The 21,775-nt window shown below is 70.7% G+C and carries 16 protein-coding genes and 1 tRNA gene; 9 read left to right on the top strand and 8 right to left on the bottom strand.

Annotated elements, in window-relative coordinates:
- Positions 1-57 precede the first annotated feature (57 nt).
- Positions 58-519 (bottom strand): GatB/YqeY domain-containing protein, encoded by a 462-nt coding sequence (locus CC117_RS30195; RefSeq protein ID WP_071090623.1) that lies wholly within the window; start codon positions 517-519, stop codon positions 58-60.
- Between the two features lie 227 nt (positions 520-746).
- Here CC117_RS30195 and CC117_RS30190 point away from each other — a divergent pair, with 227 nt between their 5' ends.
- The 4 genes from CC117_RS30190 (at position 747) to CC117_RS30175 (ending at position 3,949) form a co-directional block, all read left to right on the top strand.
- Positions 747-1,658 (top strand): metallophosphoesterase, encoded by a 912-nt coding sequence (locus tag CC117_RS30190; RefSeq protein WP_071090619.1) that lies wholly within the window; start codon positions 747-749, stop codon positions 1,656-1,658.
- A 125-nt stretch (positions 1,659-1,783) separates the two neighbouring features.
- Positions 1,784-1,860, top strand: a tRNA-Pro gene (locus CC117_RS30185).
- Between the two features lie 341 nt (positions 1,861-2,201).
- Positions 2,202-3,137, top strand: coding sequence for a zinc-dependent alcohol dehydrogenase (locus tag CC117_RS30180; RefSeq protein WP_071090617.1), 936 nt, complete (start codon positions 2,202-2,204; stop codon positions 3,135-3,137).
- Positions 3,134-3,949 (top strand): SDR family oxidoreductase, encoded by an 816-nt coding sequence (locus CC117_RS30175; protein ID WP_071090614.1) that lies wholly within the window; start codon positions 3,134-3,136, stop codon positions 3,947-3,949. The genes CC117_RS30180 and CC117_RS30175 overlap by 4 nt, the downstream gene beginning before the upstream one ends.
- An 87-nt stretch (positions 3,950-4,036) precedes the next feature.
- Here the strand turns inward: CC117_RS30175 and CC117_RS30170 are convergent, their stop codons facing one another.
- The 3 genes from CC117_RS30170 to CC117_RS30160 all read right to left on the bottom strand — a co-directional run bounded on the left by CC117_RS30170 (position 4,037) and on the right by CC117_RS30160 (position 8,010).
- Complete coding sequence (locus CC117_RS30170) at positions 4,037-5,476, bottom strand: aldehyde dehydrogenase family protein (protein ID WP_071090611.1); 1,440 nt, start codon at positions 5,474-5,476, stop codon at positions 4,037-4,039.
- Positions 5,477-6,196: 720 nt separating this feature from the next.
- Positions 6,197-7,603 carry a proline--tRNA ligase gene (proS, locus tag CC117_RS30165; protein ID WP_071090609.1) on the bottom strand — a complete coding sequence of 469 codons (1,407 nt, stop codon included), beginning with the start codon at positions 7,601-7,603 and terminating at the stop codon, positions 6,197-6,199.
- Between the two features lie 80 nt (positions 7,604-7,683).
- Positions 7,684-8,010: a hypothetical protein gene (locus CC117_RS30160; protein ID WP_241830560.1), complete on the bottom strand. Its 327-nt coding sequence runs from the start codon at positions 8,008-8,010 to the stop codon at positions 7,684-7,686.
- Positions 8,011-11,021: 3,011 nt separating this feature from the next.
- Here CC117_RS30160 and pstS point away from each other — a divergent pair.
- From pstS to CC117_RS30135, 5 genes are all read left to right on the top strand, one after another.
- On the top strand, positions 11,022-12,140 hold the full coding sequence (pstS, locus tag CC117_RS30155) for a phosphate ABC transporter substrate-binding protein PstS (RefSeq protein ID WP_071090605.1): 1,119 nt from the start codon (positions 11,022-11,024) through the stop codon (positions 12,138-12,140).
- Between the two features lie 164 nt (positions 12,141-12,304).
- The gene (pstC, locus tag CC117_RS30150) at positions 12,305-13,393 is read left to right on the top strand and encodes a phosphate ABC transporter permease subunit PstC (protein WP_071090603.1); all 1,089 of its coding nucleotides are present in this window, start codon (positions 12,305-12,307) and stop codon (positions 13,391-13,393) included.
- On the top strand, positions 13,390-14,454 hold the full coding sequence (pstA, locus tag CC117_RS30145) for a phosphate ABC transporter permease PstA (protein WP_071090600.1): 1,065 nt from the start codon (positions 13,390-13,392) through the stop codon (positions 14,452-14,454). Before pstC ends, pstA begins: the two co-directional genes overlap by 4 nt.
- 122 nt (positions 14,455-14,576) lie before the next feature.
- Complete coding sequence (gene pstB / locus CC117_RS30140; protein ID WP_071090597.1) at positions 14,577-15,353, top strand: phosphate ABC transporter ATP-binding protein PstB; 777 nt, start codon at positions 14,577-14,579, stop codon at positions 15,351-15,353.
- A gap of 35 nt (positions 15,354-15,388) precedes the next feature.
- Entirely contained in the window at positions 15,389-16,540 is a 1,152-nt protein-coding gene (locus tag CC117_RS30135) for a winged helix-turn-helix domain-containing protein (protein WP_071090595.1), read from the top strand.
- Between the two features lie 52 nt (positions 16,541-16,592).
- Here CC117_RS30135 and CC117_RS30130 read toward each other — a convergent pair whose 3' ends face one another.
- The 4 genes from CC117_RS30130 to CC117_RS30115 all read right to left on the bottom strand — a co-directional run bounded on the left by CC117_RS30130 (position 16,593) and on the right by CC117_RS30115 (position 21,388).
- Positions 16,593-17,504 carry an HhH-GPD family protein gene (locus tag CC117_RS30130; protein WP_084133060.1) on the bottom strand — a complete coding sequence of 304 codons (912 nt, stop codon included), beginning with the start codon at positions 17,502-17,504 and terminating at the stop codon, positions 16,593-16,595.
- Positions 17,505-17,773: 269 nt separating this feature from the next.
- A complete protein-coding gene (gene disA / locus CC117_RS30125) occupies positions 17,774-18,853 on the bottom strand; it encodes a DNA integrity scanning diadenylate cyclase DisA (protein ID WP_071090592.1) in 1,080 nt (359 codons plus the stop codon).
- A 146-nt stretch (positions 18,854-18,999) separates the two neighbouring features.
- Positions 19,000-20,472, bottom strand: coding sequence for a DNA repair protein RadA (gene radA, locus CC117_RS30120; RefSeq protein ID WP_116287942.1), 1,473 nt, complete (start codon positions 20,470-20,472; stop codon positions 19,000-19,002).
- A gap of 130 nt (positions 20,473-20,602) precedes the next feature.
- Positions 20,603-21,388: a copper chaperone PCu(A)C gene (locus CC117_RS30115; protein ID WP_071090589.1), complete on the bottom strand. Its 786-nt coding sequence runs from the start codon at positions 21,386-21,388 to the stop codon at positions 20,603-20,605.
- Positions 21,389-21,775: the final 387 nt, after the last annotated feature.

Genomic DNA, 21,775 nt, shown 5'->3' with positions numbered 1-21,775 from the left:
GGGTACCGGGCGGCCCGGTACCCACGCCCGACCGCGGGCCCTGCGCCGCTGTCGGGTTCAGCCGCCGCCGGTGAGGCGGGCGCGGACGAGGTCGGACACCCTGCGGCCGTCCGCACGCCCGGCGACCCGTGCCTGGGTCGCCTTCATCACCGGCCCCATGGCCTTCGGGCCGGAGAGGCCGAGATCGGCGAGCACGCTGTCGACGATGGCGGCGAGCTCCTCGTCACCGAGCTGACTCGGCAGGTAGCCGGCGAGCACGTCGCCCTCGGCGTTCTCCCGGCTCGCCTGCTCGGCGCGCCCGGCCCCGGCGAACGCCTCGGCAGCCTCCCGGCGCTTGCGGACCTCCCGGGCGAGGATCTTCTCGACCTCGGCGTCATCGAGCTCGCGGGCCGCGTCTCCGGCGACCTCGGCGTCCTTCACCGCGGCGACGGCAAGGCGCAGCGTGGACAGCCGCAGCTCGTCACGTGCGCGCAGGGCGCTGGTGAGATCGCTGCGCAGCCGCTCCTTGAGTGTGCTCATGGTGATCGAGCCTACGGCCCGTCCGGACGGGGGGCCACGCCATTTCCGCCGCCCACGCGAGGGGTGGCAGGCGGCGCCCCGGGGCGGGGGGAGACACCGAGGTGGCGGGAGACACGGGGGAGCGTTTCGGCGCGGGAGACGGCGGTGTCCAACGGCTGGGTGAGACTGGAGTGATGCGACCGAGACGTGGAGACCGTGCACCCGTTCACGTTCGGCGCCGGCAGCCGGTGCGGCGGCGCGCGGTGGCGGCGCGGGCGGTGGCGGGGCTGACCGCGGCGGGGCTGGGGACCGCGCTCTACGGGGCCGTCTACGAGCGCACGGCCTACACCCTGCGCCGGCGCGAGGTGCCCGTGCTGGCGCCCGGAAGCGTGCCCCTGCGCGTGCTGCACCTCTCGGACCTGCACGTCACCCCGAACCAGCACGGCAAGTTCGCCTGGTTGTCGGATCTGGCCCGGCTCGTACCCGACCTCGTCGTGCTCACCGGGGACGTCCTTTCCGACCCGCGGGCCCAGCCGCCGCTGCTCGCCGCCCTCGAGCCCCTCTTCGCCTTTCCCGGCCTCTTCGTCCCGGGCAACAACGACTACTACGCACCCACACGGCGCAGTCCGCACCACTACCTCAAGCGGAACAACCAGCCCACGCGCCGGGGTACGCCGCTCGACTGGCCCGGGTTCGCCCGCGAGCTGGCCGCGGCGAGCGGGTGGCGGGAACTGACGAACACCCGGGCGCGCATGGAGGTCGGGGGGCGCGGGATCGACCTGCGCGGCGTCGACGACGCCCGGCTGCGCCGTGACCGGACCGCGCTGGTGGCGGGTCCGCCGGAGCCCGGCACCGAGCTGGCGCTCGGCCTGACCCACACCCCGGAGCCACGCGTCCTCGACGCCTTCACCGCCGACGGGGTCGGCCTGATCCTCTCCGGGCACACGCACGGCGGGCAGATCCGGCTGCCGGGGATCGGAGCGTTGGTCACGAACTGCGGCATCGACCGTGAGCGGGCCTGGGGCCTGTCCCGGCACGAGGCCGCGGGACGCCGCTCCTGGCTGCACGTCTCCGCCGGGCTCGGCACCTCGCCGTTCGCACCGTTCCGGCTCAACTGCCGCCCGGAGGCGACGCTGCTCGCCCTGTCCGGCGCGCAGTGACCGCGGTCGCCGGCAGTCTCAGGCGGTGGGCTGCGGCCCCGGACGGTGGTTCGGGAGCGGGTCGCAGCCCGGGGGACCCGCCTCGTCACCTGCACCCGGCTTTCTAGTACACTGAGCCACGGTCGCGGGGTGTGGCGCAGCTTGGTAGCGCGCTTCGTTCGGGACGAAGAGGTCGTGGGTTCGAATCCCGCCACCCCGACCAACGCAGGGGCATGATCCATTTCCGGGTCATGCCCCTGGTTGTTTTTCCCGGTGATGAGCGCGGGGCGGTGGCTGCCGGCCGGAGGGCCTCGTCGATCGCCCGCGCCCGCGCCCGCGCCCGCGCCCGCGCCCGGGGCCGGGTCCGGGGCCGGGTCCGGGTCCGGTTTCGGGCGGTCGACCCGCCGATGACGGCCCCCGTGCGGGTATCCCATGGCAGGCGAAGCGGGTTACGATTCCCGCCCGGTAGAAGGACCTTCTCAACAACAGGAACCGCGTTCTGTCATCTGGGTAACTGCAGGGCAGGCACGTCGCCGGGCTTCGTACCACCGCGAGGGAGTTTTCGTGAAGGCTGTGCGTTCCAGAGCCGGGGCCGTGGGCGTCGTCGACGTCGACGAACCGCCCGGCACCGGGGAGTTACTGACAATCAGTTCGGCGAGCATCTGCAGCTCGGATCTGCTGTACATCCGCCTCGGCTGCGAGCGGGTCGTCGGCCACGAGCTGGCCGGCGTCCGCGCCGACGGCACCGCCGCCATCGTCGAGGCGATCATGGGCTGTATGGAGTGCGAGCTGTGCCGGTCCGGCCGGTACAACCTCTGCTCGGTCCACCGCCAGCGAGCCCTCGGCTCGACGGCCGACGGCGGCATGGCCGAGCAGTTCCGGGCGCCTGCCGAGCACCTCGTGGCGCTCCCCGAGGGGCTCGATGTCCGTGACGCCGCGCTGGTCGAGCCGGCCTCGGTCGCCTGGCACGCCGTCCGGATCGCCGGGACCGGCCCGGCCAGCCGTGTCGCCGTGGTCGGCACCGGCGCGCTGGGCCTGATGGCGGTGGCCGGGGCGCGCGCCCAGGGCGCGCCGGAGGTGGCTGTGGAGGCCCGCCATCCCCACCAGGCCGAAGCCGCCGAGCGACTGGGCGCCACCGTCGGCCCGACGGGGCTGTACGACGTGGTGGTCGAGGCCGCCGGATCAGAGAGCGGGCTGGACCGCGCGATCGACCTGGTGGCGCCGGGAGGCACCGTGGTCTGCATCGGCGTCCGGCTGGGCCGGGTGGAGGTCGACTGGGGGACGCTGTTCCACCGGGAGGCACGGCTTATCCCCTCCATGGGCTATGGAGTCCATGACGACAGGCGCGAGATGGAGAGCGCCGCCGCGATGCTGGCCGCCAATCCGGAGATCGCCCGGACTTTGATCACACACCGTTTTCCCCTCGAGGATGCCGCGGAGGCCTTCCGGGTCGCGGCCGACCGTGCGGCCGGCGCGCTGCGGGTSGTGGTGGAGCCGTGACGACCGTGGGCATCGCGACCGGCGCCGGCCGGGGGATGGGGTTCGTCTGCGCCGAACGGCTGGCGGAGATGGTCGACGTTCTGCTGCTGGTCGACCGGGACGAGTCGGTCGGTGCGGTGRCCGGCGAGCTCGGCGGCCGCGCTCCGGCGCGCGTCGAGGGCTTCGTCCTGGACGTCACCGACGCGGAGGGGATCGACCGGCTGGCGAAGCGGGTCGGCGAGCTTGGGGAGCTCCGCGCCGTCGCGCACGCCGCGGGGATCTCCCCCTCGATGGCCGACTGGCGCCGGATCTTCCACGTCGACCTGGTCGGCACGGCGCTGCTGGCGCGGGCCCTGCGCCCGCTCACCGTCGCCGGCACGGCGTCGGTCTACTTCGCCTCGATGGCGCCGCTGCTCAGCTTCAGCGAGCCGCATCCGGAGGCGGACGCCGTCCTGGCCGATCCGCTCGCGGACGACTTCCTCGACCGGCTCCACGAGGTGCTCGGCACCCAGGTGGAGGATCCGGGCTGGGCCTACTCCTGGGCCAAGCGGGGGGTACACCGCTTCGCCCGGCAGGAGGCGGTGCGCGTCGGCCCGCTCGGCGGCCGGGTGTGCTCGGTCTCCCCGGGTGTCATCGACACCCCGCAGGGCCGCCAGGAGGCGGAGCAGCACGCCAGCATGCAGATGCTGGTCGACCGGACGCCGCTGGGCCGGCGCGGGGAGTCCGCGGACGTCGCCGACGTGGTCGCGTTCCTGCTGTCGGAGCAGGCGCGGTTCGTCACCGGGATCGACGTCCTGGTTGACGGCGGCGTGCTCGCGGCCGTCCGCGCATAGCGAACCGGCCGTGAACGCGGCCGGCGGCCGGCCAAGCCCCGGGACCTCGGGGCTCGGCCGGCCGCCGGCACAGCGGGCCGCGTCTGACTAGGCGGAGGCGGGCGTCGCGATGGTCTTGATCTCGAGGAACTCCTCCAGGCCGGCGATGCCGCTCTCGCGGCCGATGCCAGACTGCTTGTAGCCGCCGAACGGCGCGTCCGGCGAGAAGTAGTTCCCGCCGTTGACGCTGATCGTGCCGCTGCGGATCCGGCGCGCGACGGCGAGCGCCCGCTCCTGGTCCGGGCTGACCACACCGCCCGACAGGCCGAAGATCGAGTTGTTGGCGATCGCGACCGCGTCGTCGTCACCGTCGTGCGGGATCACGGCGAGGACCGGGCCGAAGATCTCCTCCTGCGCGATCTCGCTGTCCGGGTCGACGTTGGCGAGCAGGGTGGGCTCGTAGAAGAAGCCCGGGTCGATCTTCTTACCACCGGTGACCAGGGTGGCGCCCGCCGCGACCGCGCGCTGGACCATGGCGTCCACCTTGTCGCGCTGCTTCTCGCTGATCAGTGGCCCCATGTAGGTGGCGGGGTCGGTCGGGTCGCCCACCTTGATGTTGCCGAGCATCGCGGCGACCTTCTCCACCACGGCGTCGTGCTTGTCGCGCGGCACGACGAGCCGGGAGGTGATCGCGCAGCCCTGGCCGGAGTGCGAGCAGATCGTGAACGCGGCGATCATCGCCGAGAGGTCGAGGTCCGCGTCGTCCAGGAGGATCAGGGCCGACTTGCCGCCGAGCTCCAGGAAGACCTTCTTCACCGTGTCGCTGGCCGCCGCCATGATCCGGCGGCCGACCGCGGTGGAGCCGGTGAAGGTGATCAGGTCGACGTCGCGGTGCGTGGTCAGCACCTCGGCGGCCTCGACGTTGACGGCGGTGACGACGTTGACGACCCCGGCCGGGATGTCCGTCTCGTTGAGGATCAGCTCGCCGAGCGCCAGCGCCAGCAGCGGGGTGTCGGGCGCGCCCTTGAGCACGACGGTGCAGCCGGCGGCCAGGGCCGGGGCGAGCTTCGCCAGGGCGAGCTGGGTCGGGTAGTTGTAGGCGACGATTGCCGAGACCACACCGGCGGGCTCCCGCTCGATCCAGCGGCGGTGCTGGCCGCCACGGGCCTCGACCACACCCAGGTCCTGGGTGAAGGAGTAGCCGGCGGCGAGGTCCGCGTAGTACTTGACCAGGTTGACCGGGTCGGTGAGCGCCGGGCCATCGGTGATCATGCGAGGGTGCCCGACCTCGGCGATCGTCAGCTCGCGGAACTCCTCGAGGTGCTTGACGAGGGCTTCGTGAAGCTGGTTGAGGCAGCGGACGCGGAACTCGACGTTGGTCGACCAGTCCGTCGTGTCGAACGCCCGCCGGGCGGCCTTGACCGCGGCCTCGACCTGCTCGGCCGTCGCCTCCGCAGCCGTGCCGACGACCTCACCGGTGGCGGGGTTTATCGAGTCGACCGTTCGTTCGGTCTCGACAAGCTGCCCGTCGATCAGCAACCGCTTCACAGCCGCTCCTCATTGATGTCGGTAGTCCATGATGACCCGCCCGGAGCCGACGACCCGACCGGAGCCACGGTGCGACGTCGGAAGCGCGCGGAAGCATCGGGGAACACCGGCGGTGCCCGCTGCGCCGGCACGTCGCATTCGTGTCGTAATCCTACTTGCGCCAATTTCGGAGTCAACCGATTGCGCTGGCGGCGACCGCGGTCCGACCGGGATCAACAAGCCGATCGACAACCGGGCCTACAGCCGGCCCTTCAACCGGATCGACGGCGGCCCGGACGGCATCGGCCGGGGAGGGGCCGCGGCCCAGTCACCTGCAGGACAGCAGGCCAGCCGGCCCGCCGCGGTGGGGGCGATCCCTGGGCCACCGGGATCCGGGTCGCTCATCCGGACCCCGGTGTCGCGCTCCGTCGCCTGGCCGCCACCACCCGAAACAGCGCCCGGACGAATCCATGACGCATTTTCCGCCCGCGGATTCGCGACCGCCGGCCCACGGAATTCCGGTAGTGCGTCGATGCCTCAGCCAGGCCCTGTGTCAGCAGCCCCCGGTGATCACACGGGAAACTTCCCGAGGCCAATTACATGCCCATGCCGAGACCGGGCGGCTGGCTATTTCTGGGTCTGCGGGAAAACCTCAGCCTCCTGCTGACCGAGCGTATAGCATCTTGCGGCGAGATGCGCCGGCCGTCCCGCCGCGGGCGGTCCGGCCGGCGCGACGGGCGCTCAGTAGGAGCGGGYCACCAGGCAGACGAGGTCGTCCTCGGCGGTGTCGGCGGTCGGCAGCTCGCCGTCGGCGGTCTGCAGGCACCGGACGGTCACCGAGTCCTCGGCCAGCCGGGCCTCGCCGGCCTCGCCGACCAGGCGCCAGGGCAGCCGGGCGAAGCCGGTCGCAGCGGCTTCGACCGCCTCGGCCAGCGAGGTGACGTCCGTGGTGCGGGCGTCACGGTGCGCCAGCGCCTGGGCGTAGAGACTGGCCTGCACCTCGTCGAGCAGCGCCGGCACCCGCGCGGCGACCTCGGCGAGCGGCGCGGGGGCCTTCTCGCCGGTGTCCCGGCGGGCAATCGTGACGTTCCCGGCGGCGAGGTCGCGCGGCCCGATCTCGATGCGGACCGGGATGCCCTTGAGCTCGGCATCGGTGACGCGGCGGCCGAACGACAGGCCCGGCCGCGCGTCGAGGCGCACCCGGACGCCGCCCGCGGTGAGCGCCTCGGTGATCTCGCGGGCCTTCGCGACCACGGCCTCGTCGTCGCGGACGGGCAGCACGATCACCTGGGTCGGCGCGAGCGCCGGCGGGACCCGCAGACCGTTGTCGTCTCCGTGCGCCATGATCAGGCCGCCGACCATGCGGGTCGAGCTGCCCCAGGACGTCGTCCAGGCCAGGTGGCGGCCGCCGTCGGCGCCGAGGAAGTCGATCTCGAAGGCGCGGGCGAAGTTCTGGCCGAGCTCGTGGCTGGTCGCCATCTGCAGGGCCTTGCCGTCCCCCATGATCGCTTCGCAGGTCATCGTGTTGGTGGCGCCGGCAAAGCGCTCCTTGCGGGTCTTGGCGCCGACGAAGACGGGCAGCGCCAGCACCGAGGTCAGGAAGTCCCGGTAGACCTCCAGCGCGATCCGGCGGGYGTACGCGCTGGCGTCGGCCTCGTCCGCGTGCGCGGTGTGGCCCTCCTGCCAGAGGAACTCGCTGGTCCGCAGGAACAGCCGCGGGCGCAGCTCCCAGCGGACGACGTTCGCCCACTGGTTCAGCAGCAGCGGCAGGTCGCGGTAGCTCTGCGTCCACTTGGCCATGTACTCGCCGATGACCGTCTCACTGGTGGGGCGGACCACGACCGGCTCGGCCAGTTCCTTGCCGCCGCCGTGGGTGACGACGGCGAGCTCCGGGCTGAACCCCTCGACGTGCTCGGCCTCCCGGTGCAGGTAGCTCTCCGGGATGAACAGGGGGAAGTAGGCGTTCACCGCGCCCGCGGCCTTGATCCGGGCGTCGACGTCGGCCTGCATCCGTTCCCACAGCGCGTAGCCGTACGGCCTGATGACCATCGAGCCGCGGACCGGCCCGTTGTCGGCGAGCTCGGCCTTCTCGAGCACGTCCTGGTACCAGCGTGGGAAGTCGGTGGAGCGGGGGGTGATAACAGCCACGTCGTCCACGATATTGGGTCGGAGCGCCGGTACGGCGGAGCCGGCCCGCCCCCCGTGGACGGGCCGCTCCGCTCGCGGTGTCAGCGAGGGCTGGAGTCGGCGAGATTCGGAGGTTCCTCCGGCGCCGGGCGGGGCACCTCGCGGAACACGAGCGAAAGATCCACGTCACCGTGGTGGCTGACGAGGGCGGCTGTCGGCGGGACCAGGATCATCGCGCTGGTCAGGTCGGCGGCGGTGGCGCCGGGGGACAGCACCAGTTCGTGCTCGACCATTAATCCCGCCCGCACGGTGACGACCTCCGCCAGTGACGGCGGCGGACCACCGGATACGGGTCTGGGCTCCGGCAGGAGTTCGCCGGTGTCGACGGTGTTCATCGTGCGTGCTGCCTTCCTGTTGCTGGCGGTCACCGGGATCGGTGGCGTGGGGCGGAGATGTAGGACAGGCGCCTCAAACGCGCAGGTTCGCGGCGCGGATCGGCCGACGGGACCTGGCTCCGCGATCGGGAAGGGGCCTCACCAGCGGGTCTGGGGGTGCCGCCAGGGAGGCCTGGAGAACAGCCGTGCCCGGCTCCGTGGGGACGGAGCCATAGATGGTCAGCGATTCGATGGGACGCCACGGCGGCGGCGCGACGGCGTTGGCCACCGGGCATCTTGGCGGGGGACCTGGCGGGACGTCCGCGGGGCTGCGAGGTATCCCGGTAAGCCTGGGGCCGGTCTGGAGTGACCGTCGTTTCGCCGCGGCAGGCGAGCGCATCGAACCTCGGACACCTCCTGACTCTGTGGTTACGAACTAATGCTGTCAGCTACCGTCGATTTGCTTTATAGCAAGCAAGGGGGCGGCTGGGAAGGCGGGGGACGATCTCGGGTCAGACTGGACGTCTCGTCACGTGGAGCGAAGATTCTGTCCGTCTGCGTAGCTGGATGCCTGTCATGTCCTGTTGACGAGCTATTGCTATCGGTGTGGCCGCCAGTGGTCTCTGCCCGGGGGTCCACCGCCGTCGAAGGCCAGGAGCGCGGCCGGGCCGGCGGCGGTTGCCCCTCACCGGACCGACAGCCGGGTCGGCCAACGTTGCCTGCCGCAGCGCCAAGTCGTCAGCAGGCGGGTGCCAGCGGTGCAAGCAGACGCGGGCTGCGGCGCGGCACCAGCTGCGAACACCGGCGGTGCGTGCCCAGCTCCCGGCACGAGCGGAGACCATCAAGGGATCATCCGCACCGCCGGCGTGTCCGCACAGACCGGCGGACCTCCAGGGCCACTCCTTCAGGAGCGACTCATACCTCCTTCGAACCCGAGGATCTGGCTATCAACTGCTGCGTGATTACTGTCACGCAGCCTTCCTTGCGTCCAACTCGCAGCATGCTGCTTGAACACGTTTCGTGTTCAGCGGATAGGCGGCCTGCCACACTTGACGGGGGCATGAACTGGCTGGCAGACGGTATACGGCGCTTCGGTATCGCGCCGCTGGAGAGAAGGTGGAGCGAGTCGCCTCGCAACGCTCTGTAGCGAAGGATGTGTGGCGGCCAGCTCTTACTGCACCGTGCTGGATGCAGCTCTGGAACCTGAAGCGTGACACCAGTTGCTCAGAAAAAATGGTGATGTTAGATTCTCAAATGGTCGCCTGATGACAGTAGTGCTGCAGAGTTTCAAGACGAAACTTGTCGTGATCAACGAATCCATCTTGGTCGGACGCCAAGCTTTGGACGCGCTTCTCGGATGGCTCATACGGAAGTACCCGGATCCCGCATCGAATTCGCCCGAGGACCGGATTTTTTTTGYACTCTCGCGGTTCGATACCGCCCTACGAACAGTTCAAGCAGTCTAGCGGCAGCCCTCGGGTACCTCGGCGCCTGCCCGTGGATTCGACCACGGTTGTTYGCGAGACGTCCTGTCTGACACCTGCGGCTGTCGCCGGATCATCAGATCGTCATCGATCACGCATGGCTACAGTAGCAATGCCAGATCACCTGAAGAATAAGGCGAAATAGCGTCTGGCGGCCAGCAACTCGGAACGTGTACAAAAGCACAAGATAAGACAGTCGTCCAATCGGTTTCGGAACGCGGGAGGATGCATGAACGCAAGGCGCACGCTGAGTGCAGTAGCGATCGGAGCGTGTGGCCCAGTGGCGCTCAGCGTCATGGGGGCGGCACCGGCACACGCAGTGGCCTACACCTCGAATGATTGCAAGATCGTGGCGGATCCGCCAACCTACAACTCGGGGACCGGTGTCGTTGAAGGGCGTGGGTTGGTAATCTGTACCCAGACGCGGGCACTGACTATCAACGCCCAGCTGAAAAAAGATTTTGGCGCCTCTGGCTGGGTGAATGTGGGTACTCCCGGGAACAGCAGCCCGACCGCGTCTTCTGCCTTCAGCAATTACGCGCGGCAGAACTGTGATTTCCCGGGCGTCGCAAATATAAAGACTGTGGTGACCGTGACCGCAGACGGAAGCGCGCCGGCTGTCGACTACGGACCGACCCGCTCCTTCAGCTGTGACTGACGACGGTGCTGTCTAGATCAGCCGGTCGACTGTGAGTCGGGCCAACATAAAAGCCCGGACGTCGAAGGTGTGATTCGTTTCTTCTGTAGGGCGCGGAACCAGATTCCTGGTTCCGCGCCCTACGTCGTGTGGGCTGATCCGTGCGTGCAGCGGCCTGTCGCGTCGGGCTATGCCGAGTTCTGGAGTGCGGAAGCCACTCGAGACGTTGTTCCGGTCGATCTGTCGGAGCTCGCACAGCCTGGGCTCTACCGCGTCGCCGCCTTCCTCAGGCGCCGCCCGTCGAGGGGAGGGCGGAAGGGTCGGGGGCAGACGAGCTTGAATGTTCCTGCATCTCCTGGGACCGGATTCGGGACAGTGGTGGAAAGTGTGCCGACCGATGCCGGTGATCAGGGTGGCGCCCGCGGGTCCACAGCGGGCCCATCCAGGCGGCGGTGCGAGGCGCCACCATCCCGGCGAGGGCCGGTCTGGGTAGCCACGTCCCGGCCCGGGTGTCGTAGCGGGTTCGCCCGGTGGCCRCCGGTGCGGTTTTGAGCCAGGGCGTCATCGACCAGCACCACCGTGGCCATCTCCGCGCTGGTGGGAGTCGAGCGTGGTTGCCTCGGTCATCATGCCGGTCATCTGGCGTTCCTCCTGCCTGCCCATATGTATGGAATGCTGCCGAGAGTAATCGGATGATCGCTCTGTCCTGCCGGGGCGGTGGCTATAGGTGGCGAGAGTGGCACTCATAGTGGTCGATCGGGAGATGGGCGGGCCCCTTGGGGGATCCATGGCCCGGTGTGCTGAATGTGTTCCTGGTGGAGTGCGGTTCATGTCCGGTTCTGTTCACCATCTGTTCATCCTGTCTCGCTTCGATTCTCGCCGGCACCCCGAACGGGGGGCGGGACGAGTTCGGCGCCGCTAGGCGCGAAGACGAAGGATTGCGTGTGAACCTAGGCAAGCGTCAGGTAGWCGCGGGCCTTGCCGCCGCGGCACTGCTCTCACTGGCCGCGTGTGGCTCGGACGACAACAGCGACACGGATGAGGGCGCTGGTGCCGGGTCCTCCTCCGGGGCCACCGCCAGCGCGATCGAGTGCGCCGAGGGCTCGATCACGGGCTCGGGGTCCTCCGCGCAGAAGAACGCGATGGACGAGTGGATCTCTGCGTACCAGGACGAGTGCAGCGGCGCCACCATCAACTACCAGAGCTCCAGCTCGTCGACGGGGCGCCAGCAGTTCATCGAAGGTCAGGTCACCTTCGCGGGCTCTGACTCGGCGCTGAAGGAGCAGCAGAAGACCGACGCGGACGCGCGCTGCACCGGGGGCGTGGCCGCCGACCTCCCGATGGTCGTCGGCCCCATCGCGCTGATCTACAACCTTGAGGGTGTCGACGAGCTCAAGCTGAGCCCGTCCGCCATCGCCAAGATCTTCTCGGGTGCGATCACCAAGTGGAACGACCCGGCGATCGTCGCCGACAACAGCGGCGCGGACCTGCCTGACGCCCCGATCCAGGCGGTGCACCGTTCGGATGGTTCGGGCACCACGGACAACTTCACCAAGTTCCTGAAGGGTGCGGCCGAGGCCGACTGGACCTTCGAGGGCGGCTCCGACTGGTCCGCGCCGGGCGGTCAGGGTGCCAAGGGCAGCGACGGCGTGACCTCGACGGTCAAGGGCACCGCCAACTCCATCGGTTACGTGGAGCTCTCCTACGCGGAGAACGCGAGCCTGTCCACGGCACTTGTCGGCAACGCGGCGGACGAGTTCATCGCCCCGAGCACCGAGGCGGCGTCGCTGGGTATCAGCACCGCCAAGGTGGCCGAGGGCGACGACCTCAAGCTGACCTTCGACTATGCGACGGCCACCAAGGGCGCATACCCGATCTACCTCGCGAGCTACGAGATCGTCTGCACCGCTGGAACCGCTGCCGATGCCGCTCCGCTGCTCAAGAGCTTCCTGACCTACACCGTCTCTGAGGCGGGTCAGGCGGCGATCGCTGACCTCGGCTACGCGCCGCTGCCCGACACCATCGCCGAGAAGGTGCGCGCCGTCGTCGCGAAGCTCGCCTGACCGAATTGTCTGTATGACGATGTGACCAGCACGTCCTTCCGCGGTCGGGACAGTGTGGCCCGGCCGCGGAAGCCGTGGTTTTCCGGGGCACCGCCGACCTCCGGCCGATCTGGCCGTGGGTCGCGCGGCGCTCCCTGAGGGAGGAAGAGCCGAGGTAGGTAGGAATGACGACGGAGCCGGACAGCCCGGCAGACGCCGGGCCACGGGGAACCGGTTCCCCGGAGGACCCTGCGGAGGCGGCGGCCGGCGTGATCGCCACGCCGCCCGCGGAGACACCCGGAGATCTTCCCCCCAGGGAGGTCGCGCCGGCACCGGACGCCAGACCGAAAGTCGGGCTGGCGGACGCTGTGTTCAAGAATCTGACCAGGACGGCAGGCATCGGCCTGCTGGTCCTGATCGCTCTGATCGCCGCGTTCCTGGTGATCCGCGCATGGGACGCGCTGGGCGCCAACGAGGGGAACTTCCTCACGACGGAGGAGTGGCGGGCAAACGCCACGCCACCTGTGTTCGGCGTGGCGGCGCTCCTCTTCGGCACTTTGATCACAGCGGTGATCGCGCTCGTCATCGCGGTTCCGGTTGCGGTTGGCATCGCGCTGTTCATCACGATCTACGCTCCTCGTAGGATCGCCGCCAGCCTCGGCTACATCGTGGACCTGCTCGCGGCCGTTCCCAGCGTCATCTACGGCCTGTGGGGACTACTCGTCCTCGCCCCGCACTTCAACGGGACGCAGTCCTGGCTGAACGACTACCTCGGCTGGATCCCRCTGTTCGACACCGGTGAGGACACGGTCGGTCGTTCCATCCTGCTGGCGAGCGTCGTCCTCGCGATCATGATTCTGCCGATCGTCGCGGCAATCTCACGCGAAGTCTTCTCGCAGGTTCCCATCACCCATCGGGAGGCCGCGCTCGCGCTCGGCGCCACCCGTTGGGAGATGATCCGGACTGCTGTGATCCCCTATGGCAAGCCGGGTGTCATCAGCGCCTCGATGCTCGGCCTCGGTAGGGCCATGGGTGAGACGATCGCGGTCGCACTTGTTCTGCCTGCCTCCTTCGACATCTCCTGGCACATCCTGGCGCCGACCGGAAACACGATCGCGGCCAACGTCGCGAACGGCTTCGGTGAGGCGAACGACGTCGGCCGGGGCGCTCTTATCGCCTCCGGTCTTGTCCTGTTTGTCGTCACAATGGTGGTCAACATGATCGCTCGGGCCGTGATCGCGCGGCGCCGCGAGTTCTCGGGACGTGCCGCATGAGCACCGCGACGACCGCGCCGACATCCCCGGTCGGAGCTACTCCGCTGAGTCTTCGGGGGAAGACCCTCAGTCGTCAGGTGCTCGCCGCCATCGGAGCCGGCGCCCTGGCTGTCACGGGGCTCCTGTATCTGGTTACGTCGATTCACAGCCGGATCCAGTTCGTGCTGATCGTGCTGTTGTTGTTCTCTGCTGGCCAGACGGTCGCCTCCGTCCTGGTCGAGGGTGGGCGGCGCGCGAAGGACCGGATGGTCACCACACTGGTCTTCGGGTCGTTCCTGCTCGCTGTCATTCCGTTGATCGCCGTGCTGGCCGCTGTGATCATGCGCGGTGCCAAGCGTCTCGACATGGACTTCCTGACTCACTCGATGCGCAGCATCGGTGCGCGAGACGCCGGCGGCGGTATCTACCACGCCATCATCGGAACGCTGGAGCAGGTCGGCCTGGCGAGCCTCATGGCGGTGCCGTTCGGCCTTCTCGTCGCCATCTATCTCGTCGAGTACGGAACCGGCCGGATCAGCAGGGTGATCAGCTTCTTCGTCGACGTGCTGACCRGTCTCCCGTCGATCATCGCGGGTCTGTTCGTGCTCGGCTTCTGGATTCTGGCCCTCGACCAGCCGTTCACGGGCTTCGCCGGGGCGCTGGCCCTCACGATCCTCATGGTTCCGGTGGTCGTGCGGTCGGCCGAGGAGATGCTGAAACTCGTGCCGGACGAGTTGCGAGAGGCCAGTTACGCTCTCGGCGTTGCCCGCTGGCGAACGATTCTCAAGGTGGTTCTTCCGACGGCGCTCCCCGGAATTGTGACCGGAGTCATGCTGGCGGTGGCGCGAGTTGCGGGTGAGACCGCGCCGTTGCTGCTCACGGTCTTCGGCGAGAACTCGATCAACTTCAACCCGTTCGACGGGGAACAGGCGGCGCTGCCGCTCTACATTTATTCACAGGCCGGACAGCCGCAGCAGTTCGCCATCGACAGGGCCTGGGCCGCGGCACTGACGCTGATTATCATCATCATGCTGATCAGTGCTCTTGCTCGACTCGTCGCACGCCGGGCGACGGTCAAGTAGCGCCCGGTGGCCATCGTCGTTCGCCGGGCCCGTCCGGAAGCTGTACGGACTGTGCCGGCATCAGTGACCCTTTCGATCGCAACGAGACGACCGACCGCACAATCACCTGAGTCGAGGTAGCCATGGCCACCCGTATCGACATCTCGGGGCTGACCGCCTACTACGGGAAGTTCAAGGCCGTAGCGGATGTGAACCTGACCATCGAGCCGAAGAGCGTCACGGCCTTCATCGGGCCGTCCGGATGCGGCAAGTCCACCGTCCTGCGCACCCTCAACCGCATGCACGAGGTGCTGCCGGGCGCCCGGGTCGAGGGCGAGGTCCTGCTCGACGGTGAGGACCTCTACGCCCCCGGAGTGGACCCCGTCAACGTGCGGCGCAACGTCGGCATGGTCTTCCAGCGCCCCAACCCGTTCCCCACGATGTCGATCTACGAGAATGTCGTCGCGGGCCTGAAGCTGAACGGCATCCGCAAGAAGTCACTGCTGGACGAGCGGGTCGAGCAGTCGCTGCGCGGCGCGAACCTGTGGGACGAGGTCAAGGACCGGCTTGGCCGTCCCGGCGCCGGTCTGTCCGGCGGCCAGCAGCAGCGGCTGTGTATCGCCCGCGCCATCGCGGTCGAGCCCCAGGTGCTGCTCATGGACGAGCCGTGCTCCGCGCTCGACCCGATCTCGACGCTGGCGATCGAGGACCTCATCCAGAAGCTGCGGTCCAGCTACACGATCGTGATCGTCACCCACAACATGCAGCAGGCGTCCCGGGTGAGCGAGACCACCGCGTTCTTCTCGCTGGAGAAGACCGGGGACCCGGGTCGGCTGGTGGAGTACGACAAGACCTCGCAGATCTTCAGCAACCCCAAGGAGAAGCGGACCGAGGACTACGTCTCCGGGCGGTTCGGCTGAGCCCCTCCGAGGGGCCCGGATCTTCCGAGGCGCAGGTGGCGGCCGGTTCCTGGCGGACCGGCCCGTCCCCGGCCGGGCTCGGCCAGGGACGGCGCCCATCGCTGCTCATCGCGGACAGCGAGGCCGACGACGAGCTGCTGCCCGCGCTGCGGGATCAGGGCGTCGAGGTGAGCGTGGTCGCGGACGGGGCGCTGGCACTCGTGGAGATCGGGCGCCTCGCACCTTCCGCGGTGCTCCTCACCGCGAGCCTGCCGGTGGTGGACGGCGTCACAGTGATCCGCACCGTCCGGGCGGCCACGGACCGGGCCACCACCCCGATCCTGTTCGCCGTCGGCCCCGGTGACCGCGAGCAGGCCGCCGCCGCGCTGGAGGCCGGGGCGAGCGCCTGCGTCGGCAAGCCCTACCGGGTGCACGAGGTCCTCGCGATGGTCGGCGCCGTCGGCGGCCTGGCCGGCAGCGCACCCCACGGCCCGGACGACCTGGCCGCGCGGCCGCCGGCCGCGCTGGTGGCCGGCGCCGCCGCCAGCGATGCCGGCGCCGTGGCGCGGGTGCTCACGGCGGGCCCTCCCGGCTCGGTCGGCCTGCCCGGCACTCCGGTGAATGCGGCAGGCCTCGTCGGCGCCGACGGCACGCCAGGCGCGTCAACGTGGCCCGGCGTCCCGGGCGTGGCGGGCATGGGCCCGCAGAACAGCTCGGCCGGGATGGGTCTGGTGCCCGCTGCGGGCGGTGGGCCCGTCCCGGGGGTGCAGGGCCTGCCCGCGGCCGCCGCGCTGGTCGGTGAACGTTCCGAGATACTGCGCTCCGGCCCGGTGGTCCTCGACGTCGACGCCCACGAGGTCACCGTGGACGGCCGGGCCGTGCACATGCCCCCGCGGGAGTTCAGGCTGTTGCGGCTGCTGCTCGGCCACGCGGGACGGGTCGTCACCCGGGAGACGCTGCTCACCGAGGTCTGGGGATCACCCGACACCGACCCGAACACCCTGGCCGTCCATGTGCGCCGGCTGCGCCGCCGTCTCGGCGACCCGGCGGCCCTGCAGGCCACGGCGGAACCGGGCGTCGGCTCCCCGACGCTGCTCGGTCGCCCGGGTGCCACCCGGGGGCCGGTCGAGGTGCGGCCGCCGCTCATCGAGAGCATCCGCGGAATCGGCTACCGTTTTCGGGCCCCACAGCACCCACACCCCAGCTGAGAGCGGCCCGGCGCCCCAGGCGCCGTCTGCCGGGGACGAAGTGCCCGCGAGGTCAGCCCGGCAGGGCGTAGACGCCGGGGGCGCACTCCACGACGAGCCCGTCGGCGACCAGCCCGGCGAGCGCCCGGGCGTGCTGGACGGGTTCGTCCCACACCTGGTCGAGGATGGACCGCTCGACGGGCCCGGTGGCGTCACGGAGGACGGCGAGYAGCCGCCCGCGGACCTGACGGTCGGTTCCGGCGTACGTCTGGGGGCGCCGGGCCGGGACGTTCGACGGCGGGCTGCCGRCCGCCGTCCACCCGCAGAGATCGCTGACCGGGCACGCCGGGCAGCGCGGCGTGCGCGCCACACAGACCAGCGCACCCAGCTCCATGAACGCCGCGCTCGCCCGGGCCGCCGTCTCCGCGTCCGCCGGCAGCAGGCCGGCGACGAGCTCCAGATCCCGCCGCGACACCGCGGCCGGCCCTTCGGCCACACCTTCGACGGCCCGCGCGACGAAACGCCGGACGTTGACGTCGATCACGGGGTGGCGCTGGCGGAAGGCGAACGCGGCGACGGCCCGGGCGGTGTAGCTGCCGACCCCGGGCAGTGCCAGCAGGTCGTCCAGGCCGTCCGGCACGGCCCCGCCGTGCCGTTCCACGATGGCGACGGCGGCCTGGTGCAGGCGCAGCGCCCGGCGTGGGTAGCCGAGTCGCCCCCACTGTCGTACCGCCTCACCGGAGGGCTCGGCGGCGAGGTCCGCAGGGGTGGGCCAGCGGTGCAGCCAGAGCTCCCAGACCGGCAGGACCCGGTTCACCGGGGTCTGCTGGAGCATGATCTCGCTGACGAGAACGCCCCACGGGCCGGTCTCCGGCCGCCGCCACGGCAGCTCCCGAGCGTGGGCACCGAACCAGCCCAGCACGCGCTCCGCGAGTGCCAGCGTCGGGTCGGCCGTTCCGACCGGTTCGATCCCGGGTGTCGTCATCGATGTCATCGGCTCCATCGTGCCATCCGGGCGCCCGGATCAGGACACTGGTCCGTTTGTCGTTCAGCACCCGGTTCAGTACCCGGGTTCAGCATCGTGGCGCGGACGTATTCCCGGCGAACCGGAAATGCCGCGGCGCGGAAAGGTATTCTCCCGATCGGAGAACAATGGTGGCGTTATTGGTGCTGATATCGCTCCCGGGCACGCCCGGTATCAGCGCCGGGCGAACCCCGAACCCTGCCGGTCACCGCACTGGCGCGGTGACCGCGCTAGACGTAGCGCTCGAGGATGCTGGACTCGGCGAGCCGGGAGAGGCCTTCGCGGACGGCCCGCGCCCGGCCCTCCCCGACGCCGTCGACGGCCTGCAGGTCGTCGACACCAGCCGCCAGCAGCTTCTGCAGCGTTCCGAAGTGGTCGACGAGGCGGTCGACGACCATCCGCGGCAGGCGCGGYACCTTGGCCAGCATCCGGTAGCCCCGCGGGCTGATCTGGCGGTCGAGGATGTCCGCCCCACCGGAGAAGCCGATCACCCGGGCGATCACGGTGAGGTCGAGCAGGTCGGTCGGGGACATCGCGGAGAGCTCCGTGAGGACCTGCGTGGCGTTCCCGGCCCGGGCTCCGACCGGCAGGTAGTCGCGGACGGTGAGCTCGCGCTCCGTCTCGACCCCGGCCATCAGCTCCTCGAGCTGCAGGGACAGCAGGCGGCCGTCGGTGCCCAGCTCGACCACGTAGCTCTCGATCTCGTCCGCGATCCGCCGGACCATCTCGAGGCGCTGACTGACCGAGATGGCGTCGCGGACGGTGACGAGATCCTCGATCTCCAGCGCGGACAGCGTGCCGGCGACCTCGTCGAGCCGCAGCTTGTACCGTTCGAGCGTCGCCAGTGCCTGGTTGGCGCGGGACAGGATGGCCGCCGCCCCGTCGAGGACGTAGCGCCGCCCGGCGACGTACAGGGCGATGATGTGCATCGACTGGCTGACGGAGATCACCGGGAAGCCGGTCTGCTTGGCGACCCGCTCCGCGGTGCGGTGCCGGGTGCCGGACTCCTCGGTCGGGACGGTCGGATCGGGGACCAGATGTACCGCTGCCCGGACGATGTGGGTGAGGTCGGAGGAGAGCACGATCGCGCCGTCCATCTTCGCCAGCTCGCGCAGGCGGGTGGCGGAGAACTCGACGTCGAACTCGAACCCGCCGGTGCACAGACCTTCCACGACCTTGTCGTGGCCCAGCACGATCAGGGCTCCGGTGTGACCACGCAGGATGCGCTCGAGACCATCACGGAACGGAGTTCCGGGCGCGACCGCGGCGAGTGTCGCCCGGAAGATGTCATCCCCGGGTGGTCCTGCCATCAGGCTCCCTCGTTGTTCTCCGACGTCCTGTGCGTCGAACGCCCCCGTCGTGTCGTGCCCGTCGCCCTGATGGTATCGGTAGGCCCCGTGCGGATGAGCGCAGGCTCAACGCGATCTCACCATATCCGRCAATCGCCAAAGCATGTTCATTCGTCGTACATGTGCGCAATGGCCGCGATAAGGTCGGGCACTTCCTGGACCACAAGGCCCTCCGGGGCCTCACCGGAGCCGGTGGGGACGAGCGCGCGCCGGAAGCCCAGCCGGGCTGCCGCGGCGAGGCGCTGCCGCACCGCGCCCACCGACCGCACCTCGCCGGCCAGGCCGACCTCGCCGATCGCGACCAGGTCGCCGGGGAGGGGATGGTCCCGCGCGGCGCTCACTGTGGCCAGCGCCACGGCCAGATCGGCGGCGGGCTCGGCGAGCCGAACCCCGCCCACGGTCGCGGTGTAGACATCGGCCCGGCCGAAGCGGACCCGGGCCCGCCGCTCCACGACCGCGAGGATCATCGCGACCCGGGCCGCGTCGAGCCCGGAGACGGCCCGGCGCGGGACCTGCGCGGACGCTTCGGCGACCAGGGCCTGGACCTCGGCGACCAGGGGCCGGCGGCCCTCGACCGTCACCGTCACACAGGTACCGGCCACGGCTGCCGGGCCCGCACCGCCGGACCGGGAGAGGAACAGCCCGCTGGGGTCGGCGACCTCGCGGATGCCCGAGTCGTGCATCTCGAAGCAGCCCACCTCGTCGGCCGGGCCGTACCGGTTCTTGYCTGCGCGCACCAGCCGCAGCGTGGAGTGCCGCTCACCCTCGAAGTGCAGGACGACGTCCACGAGGTGCTCGAGCAGCCGCGGGCCGGCCACCGTGCCCTCCTTGGTGACATGGCCGACCAGCACGGTCGCCAGGCCCAGCGCCTTGGCCGTGCGGATCAGTGCCCCGGTCACCTCGCGCACCTGCGTGACGCCGCCGGCGGAGCCCTCGGAGCCCGACGAGGAGATCGTCTGCACAGAGTCGACGACGAGGAGCTCTGGACGGACCTCCTCGACATGCGTCAGCACGGCGCCGAGGTCGGTCTCGGCGGCCAGCCAGAGGTCGGGGTGCAGCGCCCCGATGCGACCGGCGCGCAGGCGCACCTGGGCCGCGGACTCCTCGCCGGTCACGACGAGGGCCCGGGAGCCACCGGTGGCGCTGCGCGCGGCCACCTCCAGGAGGAGCGTGGACTTGCCTACCCCCGGCTCGCCGGCCAGCAGGATCACCGCGCCCGGCACCAGCCCGCCGCCGAGCACCCGGTCGAGCTCACCGATGCCGGTGGGACGCATGCGGGTGGCCGTGGTGTCGACCGCGGTGACGGGAGTCGCGGGCGCGGTCACCGGCGCGGCGGCCCCGAGCCGTGCCCCGCCACCCAGCCCGCCGCCGCTCAGAGCGCCGGGCCGGCGGGCCGGCGGTGCCTGTGCCTCGAGCGTGCCCCAGGCCTGGCAGCGTGGGCACCGCCCGGCCCAGCGGACGGTCTCCGTCTCACAGGCGGAGCAACGGAAGCCTCCGGCGGGGTTGCGGGAGCTCGCGCCACGGGACGGAGCCCGCCCCAGGCCACCGGCCGACCGCCCCGCAGGGCCAACAGAGGACATGACGGTCACGGTAGCCGCCGGGTCCGACAGTTCGGGCCCGGGCGGGCTACGCGCCGTCCAGTCCATGCCCGCGGCCTGGTCGGGCGAGGCGGGCCTGCGCCCTCAGCGCCGCGGGGTCAGGAAGCCTCGGTCAGGAGGTGGGTACGGGCGCCGTGGCCGCAGGTGCGGTCTCCGCGGGCGCCGTGGGCGCGGGTGCGGTCCCACCGGCTCCAGGTGTCCCGGCGCCGGCCTCGGGCGGGGTGCTGGCGGTGGCTGGCGACGTCGTCGCCGGCTCCGTGGCCGGCAGGGTCGTGCCCGCCGTCGCGGCCGCCGAGGCGCCGGGAGCGGGCGGCTCGATCGGTACGTCGAGCGTGAGGCTGCCGGACTTGGCGAAGGTGAACGTCACGGGGATCTCGGCGCCGACCATCAGGTCCTCGGTGAGGCCGGTCAGTGTCGGGGCCGAGCCGTTGGCGATGTAGATGTTGCCGCCGCCGGGACGAATGATCGACGGTGACGGTGCCTGCCCGCCACTCGCGGCCGGCGAGGACACGGTGATGAGACTGTCCTCTTCGGCGCCCCCGTTGAACACCGCGGAGATGATCTGGGCGGTGCCGCCCTCGTCCGCGGGCCCGGCGACATAGACGTTCCGCAGGGTGACGGAGCCGACGGATCCGCTCACCGAGTTGGTTGTCGTGCGGGCGGAGTTGGTGACCGCGTCCGTCCCGGACGCGCAGCCGCTGAGAGTGGCGGTGACAATGGCCGCGGCGACGGACGACGCGGCGATGGCGGCCCGCCTGCGCGTGCCGCTGCGGCGGGCGGCGGGTGCGCCGGCGCCGGCTCGCGGTGCGTGGCTGGGGCCATCGGTATCGGTGGCGTCGACGGGCGGCGTCCCCATGGTGGTGGACGTCGCGGAACGAGCACCCAGACGGCGGCTCACGGCTCGGTGGCTCCTCCTGCGCAGGGACCGGCGCGGCTGGCGCGTCGGTGCCGAACGGTCGTGACCGGTCAGTGTGGCCGTTGCGGGAATCCGCAGCGGCCGGCGCGCTCCCCCGCGGGCCGTGGAGAGTCCAGCCGGTGGATCGTCCATGGCACACCGGGAGCGCACCCGGTCACCCGCGAGACCCAGGTCGGGCCGCGGGTGCGGGGCTAACACTAGCCATCCCGGCCCTCAATGTGCGTCTGGTACGTGTCGGGCTCGACATCTGGACCGATCGGACAGCACGGCGCCGCCCGAACGGCCCAGACGAAACCGTCCGCGGGCCTGGGCGGGGCGCTGCGGCAGGGGCGCCGCTGCCCGGATGGACCGGGCCCGGCCGGTGGCGGC

The organism is Parafrankia colletiae (assembly GCF_001854655.1).
GTDB lineage: Bacteria > Actinomycetota > Actinomycetes > Frankiales > Frankiaceae > Parafrankia > Parafrankia colletiae.
The sequence above is the reverse complement of the archived record's forward strand: the minus strand, read 5'-3'. Positions and strand labels throughout refer to the sequence as shown.

What these genes read in the sequence shown, in the direction of transcription:
- CC117_RS30195 (WP_071090623.1), bottom strand. Translation starts at nt 519, where the DNA reads ATGAGCACACTCAAGGAGCGGCTGCGCAGCGATCTCACCAGCGCCCTG.
- pstB (WP_071090597.1), top strand. Translation starts at nt 14,577, where the DNA reads ATGGCCACCCGTATCGACATCTCGGGGCTGACCGCCTACTACGGGAAG.